Genomic DNA, 12,800 nt, shown 5'->3' on the forward strand with positions numbered 1-12,800 from the left:
AAATAAAAAGAGGGAATGGCACAACTAATATCGTATAATACAGATAGGGGATAAATAAAGAAGGGGTTTGCATGTTATGAAACATATCTTAATAGTAGATGATCAGTTAGGAATACGATTATTATTGAAAGAAGTGTTTGCCCAAGAAGGGTACGAAGTCAGTTTAGCTGCAAATGGATATGAAGCATTAGAAATTTTGAAGGAATACAAGATCGATGGTGTTTTACTCGATATGAAAATCCCAGGTATGGATGGAATTCAAATTTTGAAGTTAATCAAAGAACAATGGAGTGATATCCCAGTCATGATGATGACAGCATATGGCGAATTGAATTTCATAGAAGAATCAAAGAGGTTAGGTGCATCTCTCTATTTCACTAAACCATTCGATGTATTTGAACTAAGAGATTCTGTGAATAATCTCCTGAAATAAGTTGGAACAGCAGGCAGTGGAAAACATCGCCTGTTTTTGTTATGATGTAAAAGAAAAGTGGTAGATACCATTTAAACTATTATATAGTTCTGTTAATAGTATTGCGTAAGTATATATTTTTTCAGGCGATTGGTATCTCCGTTTAAAGAATAAGAAACAAAGATAATATGGAGAGTAAAAGCAAATAGAGGAGGTCCATTTCAATGGCTTTAGTTTCGATGAAAGAAATGCTGGAAAAAGGGAAAAAAGAAGGATATGCAGTAGGACAATTTAACATTAATAATTTAGAGTTCACACAAGCAATCCTGTTAGCAGCTGAGGAAGAAAAATCTCCGGTGATTTTAGGAGTATCTGAGGGTGCAGCAAAATATATGGGCGGTTTCATTGCAGTCGTATATATGGTTAAAGGACTAATGGAATCTTATAAAATTTCCGTTCCAGTGGCAATTCATTTAGACCACGGTTCTAGCTTTGAAAAATGTAAAGAAGCAATTGATGCAGGATTTACTTCTGTAATGATTGATGCTTCTCATCATCCGTTTGAAGAAAATGTAGAAACTACAATTAAAGTTGTAGAATATGCACATGCTCGCAACGTATCTGTAGAAGCTGAACTGGGAACAGTTGGTGGACAAGAGGATGATATTATTGCTGAAGGAGTTATCTATGCAGACCCTGCTGAATGTGCAGAACTTGTGAAACGTACAGCAATCGATTGTTTAGCTCCAGCTCTAGGTTCTGTTCATGGACCATATAAAGGTGAACCAAACTTAGGCTTCAAAGAAATGGAAGAAATCTCGAAACTTGCAGACCTGCCACTTGTTTTACACGGTGGAACTGGTATACCAACACATGATATTACACGTTCTATTTCACTTGGAACTGCAAAAATCAATGTAAATACAGAAAATCAAATCGCTGCTACTAAAGCTATTCGTGATTTCTTTGCTGCTGACACAGAGCAATATGATCCACGTAAATATTTGACGCCTGCACGTGATGCGATTAAAGCAACAGTAATCGGTAAAATGCGCGAGTTTGGAAGCTCAAATAAAGCTTAATAATAATTAGAAAAATAGCTACAAGGGAGAAGTGTTCAATGAACCTTCTCCTGTTTTTCCATCATGAGGAGGATATTATTCATATGAAATTTTTTATCGATACTGCCAATTTTGACGAAATAAAAGAAGCACACGCTTGGGGGATTCTATCAGGAGTAACAACGAATCCATCTCTAGTTGCAAAAGAAAATATCTCATTCCACGATCGCCTTCGTGAAATTACTGCGTTAGTAGACGGATCAGTTAGTGCAGAAGTAATTGCACTAGATGCAGAAGGAATGATTAAAGAAGGTAGAGAACTTGCTGCCATAGCACCAAACATTACTGTAAAGTTACCAATGACTCCAGAAGGTCTGAAAGCATGTTCAGTATTCCGTTCAGAAGGCATTAAAACGAATGTTACGCTTATTTTCAGTGCAAACCAAGCATTATTAGCAGCACGTGCTGGGGCAACGTATGTATCGCCATTTTTAGGTCGCCTAGACGATATCGGTCATGATGGTATGGAACTGATTGCGAAAATTGCTCAGATATTTGATATTCATAATATCGACACTGAAATTATTGCAGCTTCTATTAGACATCCTCAACATATTACAGATGCCGCTTTAAACGGTGCACATATTTCAACAACACCTATTAAAGTATTGAAACAATTATTCAATCATCCTTTAACTGACAAAGGAATTGAAGGATTTCTAGCGGATTGGAACAATCGTAAAAGCGAGTAACAAGACGAGGGAGAACTGTATGGAAGTTTATAAAATAAAAGGGGGACAACGCCTTCAAGGAACTATTAAAGTAAGTGGGGCAAAAAATAGTGCAGTTGCACTTATTCCTGCTTCTTTATTGGCGAATTCCCCTGTAACTATTGAAGGATTACCAGAGATTTCGGACGTTTTAACACTAAAAGAAATTTTAGAGGAAGTAGGAGCTAAAGTAACATTTGAAAATGGAACAATGACGATTGATCCGACAAATGTTGTGGATATGCCTCTACCAAATGGCAACATCAAAAAACTACGTGCATCTTATTACTTGATGGGTGCCTTACTTGGACGATTCAACAAAGCAGCAATTGGTTTACCTGGTGGGTGCCACTTAGGGCCACGACCTATTGATCAGCATATTAAGGGGTTTGAGGCTTTAGGTGCATCAGTATCCAATGAACATGGTGCGATTTATTTGCGTGCACAAAACTTAGTTGGCGCGAAAATCTATTTAGATGTTGTAAGTGTAGGTGCTACTATTAATATTATGTTAGCAGCCGTTAAAGCAAAAGGCCGTACAATCATTGAAAACGCAGCAAAAGAACCGGAAATTATTGACGTTGCAACATTATTATCTAATATGGGTGCGAACATCAAGGGTGCAGGTACAAATGTCATCCGAATTGATGGTGTTGATGAATTACATGGTACAAAGCACACGATTATTCCAGATCGTATTGAAGCTGGCACATTTATGATTATGGCCGCAGTCGCTGGAGATGGTGTGACAATTGATAATGTGATTCCCTTTCACGTAGAGGCATTAACTGCAAAGCTTCGTGAAATGGGTGTGAAGGTTGAAGAATACGAGGAGAAGATTGTCATTCCGAAAGTGGAAACAATCTTACCTGTAGACGTAAAAACTTTGGTATATCCAGGTTTTCCAACCGACCTACAACAACCTTTTTCTGTATTGATGACCCAAGCTACTGGCACATCTGTTATTACAGATACTATTTACTCCGCTCGATTTAAGCAAATCGATGAGTTACGTAGGATGAATGCAAATGGACGTGTGGATGGAAGAACGGCAATTATTACAGGACCGGTAAAATTACAAGCAGCTACTGTTCGTGCAAGTGATCTTCGTGCTGGAGCAGCGCTTGTACTTGCAGGTTTAATTGCTGATGGTGAAACGGAAATTCAAGATATATTTCATATAGAACGTGGTTATAGCTCATTAGTAGTTAAGCTTCAAGGACTTGGAGCGAATATTAGACGAGTAGAAATAAAAGAAATAGAAGTAAATAACGATTAATACTCTACTAGCAGTGTGGTTTATTTGATATTTGAAAATTATATTGTTATTTGTCTAGCCTATCGAGTAGCTTAAGAACTGCGAATAAAGGCAAAGAACGCCTTCATTGCAGTTCTCCAGCACTCATCAGGACTGACATAGGCATATGCTATTTTCTTAATATCAAATTTGACAAATATGCTACAATGAGACAGGAAGAAAAGCAATTCGGAATTTCGGATATTGCAAAACTGGAGGCTTATATTATTATGGAACGTAGTTTATCAATGGAATTGGTTCGAGTAACAGAAGCAGCAGCAATCGCATCTGCACGTTGGATGGGGCGAGGGTTAAAAAATGAAGCGGATGATGCAGCAACAACTGCGATGCGTACAGTTTTTGACACGATTCCTATGGAAGGCGTAGTTGTAATCGGAGAAGGAGAAATGGACGAAGCACCAATGTTGTATATTGGTGAAAAACTTGGTCTTGGAAGCGACGGTCCTCACGTTGACATCGCAGTAGATCCTTTAGAAGGTACAAATATCGTAGCTTCAGGTGGTTGGAATGCACTTGCGGTACTTGCAGTTGCCGATCGTGGAAACTTACTTCATGCTCCAGATATGTACATGGATAAACTTGCCGTAGGACCTGAATCTGTAGGTCTAGTGGATATTAATGCATCAGTTTTAGAAAATTTAAAAGCAGTTGCTCGTGCAAAAAATAAAAACATTGAAGATGTTGTGGCTACTATTTTAGGTCGTCCTCGTCATCAAAAAATTATTGATGAAATCAGAGCAGCTGGTGCACGTATAAAACTAATTACAGATGGTGACGTTGCAGGAGCTATTAATACTGCGTTTGATGATACAGGTGTAGATATTTTATTCGGTATGGGTGGTGCTCCAGAAGGAGTTATCGCTGCTGTTGGATTAAAATGTTTAGGTGGAGAAATCCAAGGGAAACTTATTCCTCAAGACGAAGCAGAGCTTGCGCGTTGCATCAAAATGGGATTAGACGTAAACAAAATTTTACGTATGGAAGACTTAGTTAAAGGCGATGACGCTATCTTCGCTGCAACAGGAGTGACAGATGGAGAACTACTTCGTGGAGTACAATTTAAGGGTGCCTTCAGTTCAACGCATTCCATCGTTATGCGTGCAAAATCAGGTACAGTTCGATTTGTCGAAGGTCGACACAGTCTAAACAAAAAACCAAACCTAGTTCTATAAAGAAATATGAAAGCACCTTTTGGGGGAAGTCAGTCTAAGTTCGCGACATCGTGTCGCAACGACTAACTGACCCACATTCTATGGGTCTCCGAAAAGCGCTGGAAGACTTGCCATAAAGGCGTAGTTTTGCCTTTTGTGCAAGTCTGAAGCGACCTCGAGGGGCTAGGTGCTGGAGTTAGACAGAAAAGAAATCCGAAAGCACCTTTTGGGGGAAGTCAGTCTAAGTTCGCGACATCGTGTCGCAACGACTGACTGACCCACATCCTGTGGGCCTCCGACAAGCGCTGGAAGAATTGCCATAAAGGTGTAGTTTGCCTTTTGTGCAAGTATGAAGCGACCTCGAGGGGCTAGGTGCTGGAGCTAGACAGATCTTGATTAGTAAGTTTATACTTTCTTAGTCTATAAAAAAGAACTTTCCTTTATGTTTTACCCGGTGACCAATCTCTGGCGTCGGGTAACCTCTTATAAAACTTCTTTCTCAAAATCTCAAAATAGTAAAACAATAAAAAACAATAAAGAGTGGTGCATTCCATATGACACAAACAACAATTAATGAGTTAGAAAACATGACTCTGAAAGAACTATATACACTTGCGCGAAAATTTAAAGTAGCCGCATATAGTAAACTTTCAAAAAAAGAACTTATTTTTGCAATCTTAAAATCTCGTGCGGAACAAGAAGGATTTTTCTTCATGGAAGGCGTACTTGAAATTATTCAACAAGAGGGCTTCGGTTTCTTGCGCCCGATTAACTATTCACCTAGTTCAGAGGATATTTACATCTCCGCTTCTCAAATAAGAAGGTTTGACCTTCGTAACGGAGACAAAGTAACAGGAAAAGTGCGACCACCAAAAGAAAGTGAACGTTATTATGGCCTGTTACATGTTGAATTGGTCAACGGGGAAGACCCTGAAGTAGCAAAGGAAAGAGTTCATTTTCCTGGACTAACCGCTTTATATCCTGATCGTCATATCAAATTAGAAACGGATCCTGAGAAATTATCGACTCGTATCATGGACTTGGTAGCACCAGTTGGTTATGGTCAACGTGGATTAATAGTAGCACCACCAAAAGCTGGTAAAACATTACTTATTAAAGAAATTGCTAACGCAATAACTACGAATCATCCAAATGCGGAACTAATTGTTTTATTAATAGATGAGCGTCCAGAAGAAGTAACTGATATTGAGCGTTCGGTTAAAGCAGATGTAGTGAGTTCTACATTTGATGAAGTTCCAGAAAATCATGTAAAAGTGGCTGAGCTTGTACTGGAAAGAGCAATGCGATTAGTTGAACATAAACGCGACGTTATTATTTTGATGGATTCAATTACTCGTTTAGCTCGTGCTTACAACTTAGTTATTCCACCAAGCGGTCGTACACTATCAGGTGGTATTGATCCTGCTGCTTTCCATCGTCCAAAACGATTTTTCGGAGCAGCTCGTAATATCGAAGAAGGTGGCAGTTTAACAATTCTTGCCACGGCATTAGTCGATACGGGATCAAGAATGGACGAAGTAATCTATGAGGAATTTAAAGGAACTGGTAACTTAGAACTTCACTTAGACAGAAGCCTTGCGGAGCGTCGTATCTTCCCAGCGATCGATATTCGTCGTTCAGGAACTAGAAAAGAAGAATTACTTATACCGAAAGAGCAGTTGGACAAACTTTGGGCGATACGTAAAACCTTCTCGGATTCATCTGATTTTGGAGAACGCTTCTTAAGAAAGCTTCGCCAAACTAAAACAAATGAAGGATTCTTCGAACAACTTGCTGTAGAAATGAAAGCGCATAAAAGTGGTAAAGTTTCACTATAAAAAGTAATTACTAAAAACAAATATAAACTTAACATTTGCATTAAACGCCTATAGATGGTATTATATTTAACGTAACATCACAATTTTCTGCTACATATGCGATTGACAACAATCGGATCGTGTAAGGTATCAGTATCATAACCAACTCTGTTCCAGATGGTTCAGGGCGAGAGGAGAGATAGAGATGAAAGCAGGAATTCATCCCGATTACAAAGAAGCTACAGTATCATGTTCATGTGGTAACACATTCACAACTGGTTCTGTAAAAAATGACATTAAAGTCGAGTTCTGTAACGAATGTCACCCATTTTACACTGGGCGTCAAAAATTCGCAGCAGCTGATGGCCGTGTGGATCGCTTCAACAAAAAATACGGCATTAAAGAAGAAATTTCAGAAGACCAAGAAAACTAATATTGAAGTACCTGTAGAGCATTTTGCTTTGCAGGTATTTTTATTTTAAGGCAAATATGGTTTCCGTTAACAGTTCACGTATGATATAAATAAGATAGAAAATACATAGCACACAAGGAGACAAATTATGGCACAATTATTTTACAAACACGGAGCGATGAATAGTGGAAAATCAATAGAGATATTAAAAGTTGCTCATAATTATGAGGAACAGGACAAACCTGTTTTAATATTTACACCAGGAATAGATACACGTGATGAAGTCGGTCATGTTTCTAGTAGAATTGGCTTGAAAAGAAAGGCAACAGCTATTTACGATGAAACTAATCTATTTGAATTAGTTCAGGCAGAATCTATAAAGCCTTACTGTGTATTAATCGATGAAGTGCAGTTTTTAACAAAGGAACATGTTCTGCAACTAACGAAAATAGTAGACGACTTAGATATTCCAGTAATGGGCTTCGGACTAAAAAATGATTTCCAAAATGAACTTTTTGAGGGAAGTCGTTATATGTTAATTTACGCCGACAAAATTGAAGAGATGAAAACTATCTGCTGGTTCTGTCATAAAAAAGCAATCATGAATCTACGAGTTGATGACCAAAGAAAACCTGTTTACACTGGCGAACAAATCCAAATAGGCGGTAATGACTCCTACTACCCAGTATGTAGAAAATGCCACGCCAATCCACCGTTATAAAGTAGTTAGTAAACACTTCATGTATTTTATTGGTTTAACTAAACACAGTGGCTAATGATACTACTAATTTCCGTTTCAGGTGGACGCTTTCCGTGGGGTGAGCGATGAGCTATCACCGTCGCTAGCGCGTCGTTGTGATATCTCATCTGTCTCACTCATCCCACTGGAGTCGCCACCTTCCACTACAATCAATATAATGTGTAGTATTCTACTATAAGATTTGGTGAAGCATATAAACTTAGATGAAATAGTAGTCAAAGTTAATGAAGTGATAAAATATTTTGTTAAATTAAGGATGCTATTTTGTAATATAGGATGAAGAGTGGGGATTGTCTATTACATAAGTGGAAGTAAGGAAAAATAGTAAGTGGTTACTACAAAAAGAAGCGAATTAGCGAACGAAATAGCATCTTCAAGAGCTCCTATATAAATATGAAGGTATCTTATCTCTAGTTATCCAAAAACGTACTTTCCCGTTTCTACGAGTTGTAGAAGGGAGATGGGCAGACCGATGCCATAAAGTTACCGAAAAAAGGGATGCTGGGTTAGTTGTGACGAACGTCACAACTAACCCAGCATCCCTAAAAAATTATTCGGTAATAATGTAGCAAAACGTCTGTCTAAAGCCCATCGAAAACGATAGAAACAGATTTTATACCTTAAGCCATAGGATTTTTCTTACTATTTATCTCATACGATCAAAACCTTTACAGAAAAAGTAGCGGGAATGTTAGTTTTTCTTTATAATAGGAAAGATATATACTTAAATGAACGAGGTGAGCTCGATGTTTGATCGATTACAATCGGTAGAAGATCGTTACAATAATTTAAATGAACTGCTTAGTGACCCAGAAGTGGTCAATGATCTAAATAAGCTAAGAGAATATTCCAAAGAACAATCGGATTTACAAGGGACTGTAGATGCCTACCGTGAATACAAAGAAGTTAAAAGTCAGTATAAAGACTCGAAGCAAATGCTAGAGGAAAAGTTGGACGCAGATATGCGTGAAATGGTGAAAGAAGAGGTCAGTGATTTAGAGGACCAAATCGAAGTATTGGAAGAACGATTAAGACTATTGTTAATTCCGAAGGATCCAAATGATGATAAAAACGTTATTATGGAAATTCGCGGGGCTGCTGGCGGAGACGAAGCTGCATTATTTGCAGGGAATTTGTTCCGTATGTATAGCAGATTTGCGGAAACCCAAGGCTGGAAAGTGGATATTATGGAATCCAACCCAACTGGACTTGGAGGCTTCAAAGAAATTATTTTCATGATTAACGGAAAAAGTGCTTTTTCCAAAATGAAATATGAAAACGGTGCTCACCGAGTACAACGTGTTCCAGAAACAGAATCTGGCGGACGTATTCATACTTCTACGGCCACTGTTGCTGTACTTCCGGAAGCGGAGGAAGTGGACGTGGAGATCCACGAGAAGGAAGTTCGTGTGGATACATTTGCTTCATCGGGTGCGGGAGGACAGTCTGTAAATACGACAATGTCCGCGGTTCGAATGACACATTTACCAACGGGAATTACTGTTTCTATGCAAGATGAAAAATCACAGATTAAAAACAGAGAAAAAGCGATGAAAATTCTTCGTGCACGCGTAGCGGATAAATTCCTTCAAGAAGCACAAGCAGAATATGATGCTGTGCGTAAATCGGCAGTAGGAACAGGTGACCGTTCGGAACGGATTCGTACGTATAACTATCCACAAAATCGTGTAACAGATCACCGAATCGGATTGACTTTGCAAAAACTTGATCAGGTCCTAGAAGGTAAAATGGATGAAGTGATTGATGCATTAATAATGGAAGATCAAGCAGAAAAATTAGAGAGAATGAATGATACGAATGTGTAAAACAAATTTTGAGGCCCTAAAACGGGCTTCTTCTTTTTTAGAGGAGAATAATCGTGAAAAAGAAGTTGCTCGCTACTTATTACAGCATGTCTTACAGAAAAACTACTCCGAGTTGATGATTGCTATATATGATGAAATAACTATAGAAGCATTTCAAACATTTTGGGCTTATATAGAAGAACACGCCACTGGTAGGCCTTTCCAATATATTATAGGACAAGAGAGTTTTTATGGTCGAGATTTTTTAGTGAATGAACATGTTTTAATACCGAGACCAGAAACAGAAGAATTAATTGTAGAAGTTCAAAAAAGAGCTGCAAGTCTATTTGAGTTAAACAACCCTATAAAAATTGCTGATATCGGAACTGGAAGTGGCGCAATAGCAATAACTATTAAAGAGGAAATACCACATGCAACTGTCACTGCAACAGACATATCGACGGAGGCTTTAAGCGTAGCTAAAAAGAATGCCGAGCGCTTAGAAGTGATGATAGATTTCAAACAAGGTGATTTACTAGCCCCAATTGCCGATCAAAAATGGGATATTATATTATCGAACCCTCCATATATAGGATCACATGAAGCGGCAAGCCTTTCAGATACAGTAATAGAATATGAACCACATCTTGCTCTATTTGCAGATGAGGATGGCTTACAGCTTTATAGAAAAATGGCAGAAAAACTTCCTAGTGTGATGAATGCTCCGAGTTTCATAGGTTTTGAGATTGGCTACGAACAAGGCCCAGCTGTTCAAAAAATGCTTCAAAATGCTTTTCCAGAAGCACTGGTAGAAATCGTGCAAGATATTAACCAAAAAAATCGTTTTGTTTTTTGCACAATCAAGGATTAAAGCGAGTATTCATTTGCTTTCCTTTGATATTAAGATTAATACAAACGTGCATATGGAAAGCGTTGTTCTGTTATTGCATCGCCACCAAACAGGTTGATGCAGAATTTCATAATAATTAATTTTATGAAATTCACTTAATCACTGAATAAAATATGAATCTACTGGTAACAATGTTCCTAAGGGGGAATGTTATATGTTACCAGATTACGAGATTAAAAAAGCACCAAGTATCGGGAAACAAGTAGATGCATTGATATTCTTTGTTTGGATGCTGTTACTAATTCAGTTTTGTTTATTTATATTGTTTCATCAAAACGAAGAAGTAGAAGGTATGCGTTTTCGACTAATAGCAAATAGTAATACAATGGAAGACCAACAAATGAAAAATGACGTGAAACATCATATAGAACCAATATTGCTAAACTACGTAAGCAATCCACAAACAACGTATAGCGAATTAGAAAAAGCAGTCGAGAAGTTATCGAGCTCTTTGGATACAAATATTAACATTACAAAAGGCCAGGCAAGCTTTCCACCGAAAGTTCGGGAGGCAGGTATTTCTTCACAAGTGATGACAGAATCTATTGTTATTTCCATTGGTAACGCAAGAGGGGATAACTGGTGGTGCGCACTTTTCCCAAAGGTATGCTATAAAGAAGAAGTGAAAGAAGAGAAACCTAAATTCTGGGTATGGGAGTGGCTGAAAAAGAAGTTTTCCACATAGTTACTAACAATAAAATGATAGTTATCAACAATTTGTGGATAAGTAAGCAAGAAAGGAGAGAACACAACATGAAAACGATAATTATGAATGTGGATAACTTATTAACAAATAACGATAGTTATACACAAGCTGTGGATTTATTAACAAAAGGGGAAGTGGTAGCTTTTCCAACAGAAACAGTATACGGATTAGGTGCGATTGCCACGAACGAAGAAGCAGTAGCTAAAATATTCGAAGCAAAGGGAAGACCACAAGACAATCCGCTTATTGTCCATATTGGTTCTAAAGAAGAGATGATGGCATTTACTCAAGATATACCTAAACTTGCGGAAGTATGTATGGATACGTTTTGGCCTGGACCCCTAACGCTTATCTTGCCGCTAAGACCGAATACCTTGGCAAAAAATGTAACAGCTGGATTGCGAACGGTTGGTGTCAGAATGCCAGAGCATAAGGTAGCGTTAGAATTATTAAAACAATTAAAACAACCTGTTGCTGCTCCAAGTGCCAATAAAAGTGGGAAACCAAGTCCTACAAAAGCAGTGCATGTACATCATGATTTAGAAGGGAAAATACCCCTTATTTTAGATGGTGGAACTACTGGCATAGGTTTAGAATCTACTGTAATAGAATTTGTAAATGATTTACCTACTATTCTTCGTCCAGGTGGAGTAACGAAGGAAATGCTAGAAAAAGTGATTGGGCAAGTCGGGGAAGCTCAACCGACTGATGAAAAAGAAGCTCCACGAGCGCCAGGTATGAAATATGCACATTACGCTCCTGATTCTCCTGTATATTTAATAGAAGCATCTATAGTAAAGCTTAAAGAAGCAGTAGAAAAAATACATAATGAACAGAAAAAGGTAGCAATAATAGCAAGTGAATCATTTAGGCACATAAACGTAGATTACTTTTTTTCATTAGGAAAAGAAGATCAGCTTAGTGATGCAGCGCATTTACTGTATCAGGCTTTAAGAGATTGTGATGAAACAGATGCGGATATAATCCTCGTTCCCGTTCTCTCAAAAGCAGGTGTTGGAACAGCAATTATGAATCGGTTAGAAAAAGCGGCGGATGGTAAATGGTTTTATAGCTAATATTGTATTCTCGCTCGTCTATTTGCATACATTTAAGTATGCAAATAGACGGGGGAGATTTTTTTGTGGCGTGAAATTTTAGCAGGCGCCTTGATGTCTGTAGACGTACTTATTTTATTTTCGTTGGTTGTATATCGTAAGCAAATTTTTACACTTGCTGCATGGGTAGCTTCTTTACATATGCTTTTTCCGTTAATCGGTTATTATGCAGGTGTCGTTGTACAAAATTATTTGGCTTATGCAAGTCCTTATTTATCGGGTATTCTTTTATCATTAGTAGGATTACAGATGATTTTAGCTCAATCTCCAAAACAAGTTCCACTGTTGTCCCCATATTTACTCGCAGTTTTTGCTAGCCTAGATACCTTTTCAGTTAGTGTTTCATTTGGTATGCTTAAATTAGAAAAGTTTGTATTTATATTAAGTGCTGGCCTCTTTTCGTATATTGCTGTATTTATAGCGCAAAAGGTTATATTCAAACATACTTTTATGAACCGAGCACTTATTTTGAGATTTGCGGGAGTACTAATTTTGTTAATGGGTATTCTCACGTTACGAAATATTTAACAATTTACAACACAATTATAAGGCTAATTAATATA

Annotated in this window: 13 protein-coding genes; all 13 read left to right on the forward strand. The window is 37.9% G+C overall.

Annotated features, from left to right (window positions below; all coding sequences use genetic code 11):
* Nucleotides 1-76 precede the first annotated feature (76 nt).
* The 13 genes from MKX53_RS03005 (at nt 77) to MKX53_RS03065 (ending at nt 12,765) form a co-directional block, all read left to right on the forward strand.
* Nucleotides 77-433 carry a response regulator gene (locus MKX53_RS03005; protein WP_093535775.1) on the forward strand — a complete coding sequence of 119 codons (357 nt, stop codon included), beginning with the start codon at nt 77-79 and terminating at the stop codon, nt 431-433.
* A 203-nt stretch (nt 434-636) separates the two neighbouring features.
* Nucleotides 637-1,494 carry a class II fructose-bisphosphate aldolase gene (locus MKX53_RS03010; protein ID WP_093535773.1) on the forward strand — a complete coding sequence of 286 codons (858 nt, stop codon included), beginning with the start codon at nt 637-639 and terminating at the stop codon, nt 1,492-1,494.
* Between the two features lie 83 nt (nt 1,495-1,577).
* Entirely contained in the window at nt 1,578-2,225 is a 648-nt protein-coding gene (gene fsa, locus MKX53_RS03015) for a fructose-6-phosphate aldolase (protein ID WP_090565661.1), read from the forward strand.
* A 19-nt stretch (nt 2,226-2,244) separates the two neighbouring features.
* Nucleotides 2,245-3,522: a UDP-N-acetylglucosamine 1-carboxyvinyltransferase gene (locus MKX53_RS03020; protein ID WP_340908949.1), complete on the forward strand. Its 1,278-nt coding sequence runs from the start codon at nt 2,245-2,247 to the stop codon at nt 3,520-3,522.
* Nucleotides 3,523-3,770: 248 nt separating this feature from the next.
* Nucleotides 3,771-4,733, forward strand: a complete 963-nt coding sequence (glpX, locus tag MKX53_RS03025; RefSeq protein ID WP_340908950.1) for a class II fructose-bisphosphatase — start codon at nt 3,771-3,773, stop codon at nt 4,731-4,733.
* 533 nt (nt 4,734-5,266) lie between these two features.
* Nucleotides 5,267-6,550 carry a transcription termination factor Rho gene (gene rho / locus MKX53_RS03030; protein ID WP_093535767.1) on the forward strand — a complete coding sequence of 428 codons (1,284 nt, stop codon included), beginning with the start codon at nt 5,267-5,269 and terminating at the stop codon, nt 6,548-6,550.
* Between the two features lie 184 nt (nt 6,551-6,734).
* Nucleotides 6,735-6,962, forward strand: a complete 228-nt coding sequence (gene rpmE / locus MKX53_RS03035; RefSeq protein ID WP_093535765.1) for a 50S ribosomal protein L31 — start codon at nt 6,735-6,737, stop codon at nt 6,960-6,962.
* A gap of 127 nt (nt 6,963-7,089) precedes the next feature.
* On the forward strand, nt 7,090-7,662 hold the full coding sequence (locus MKX53_RS03040; RefSeq protein ID WP_093535763.1) for a thymidine kinase: 573 nt from the start codon (nt 7,090-7,092) through the stop codon (nt 7,660-7,662).
* A gap of 785 nt (nt 7,663-8,447) precedes the next feature.
* Nucleotides 8,448-9,527, forward strand: a complete 1,080-nt coding sequence (gene prfA / locus MKX53_RS03045) for a peptide chain release factor 1 (protein ID WP_340908952.1) — start codon at nt 8,448-8,450, stop codon at nt 9,525-9,527.
* Complete coding sequence (gene prmC, locus MKX53_RS03050) at nt 9,520-10,377, forward strand: peptide chain release factor N(5)-glutamine methyltransferase (protein WP_340908954.1); 858 nt, start codon at nt 9,520-9,522, stop codon at nt 10,375-10,377. The genes prfA and prmC overlap by 8 nt, the downstream gene beginning before the upstream one ends.
* 193 nt (nt 10,378-10,570) lie before the next feature.
* On the forward strand, nt 10,571-11,101 hold the full coding sequence (locus tag MKX53_RS03055; RefSeq protein WP_340908956.1) for a stage II sporulation protein R: 531 nt from the start codon (nt 10,571-10,573) through the stop codon (nt 11,099-11,101).
* Between the two features lie 68 nt (nt 11,102-11,169).
* Entirely contained in the window at nt 11,170-12,198 is a 1,029-nt protein-coding gene (locus MKX53_RS03060) for an L-threonylcarbamoyladenylate synthase (protein WP_340908960.1), read from the forward strand.
* 63 nt (nt 12,199-12,261) lie between these two features.
* Nucleotides 12,262-12,765 (forward strand): manganese efflux pump, encoded by a 504-nt coding sequence (locus MKX53_RS03065; RefSeq protein ID WP_093538723.1) that lies wholly within the window; start codon nt 12,262-12,264, stop codon nt 12,763-12,765.
* Nucleotides 12,766-12,800 lie beyond the last annotated feature (35 nt).

Source organism: Psychrobacillus sp. FSL K6-4615, assembly GCF_038008225.1.
Classification (GTDB): domain Bacteria; phylum Bacillota; class Bacilli; order Bacillales_A; family Planococcaceae; genus Psychrobacillus; species Psychrobacillus psychrotolerans.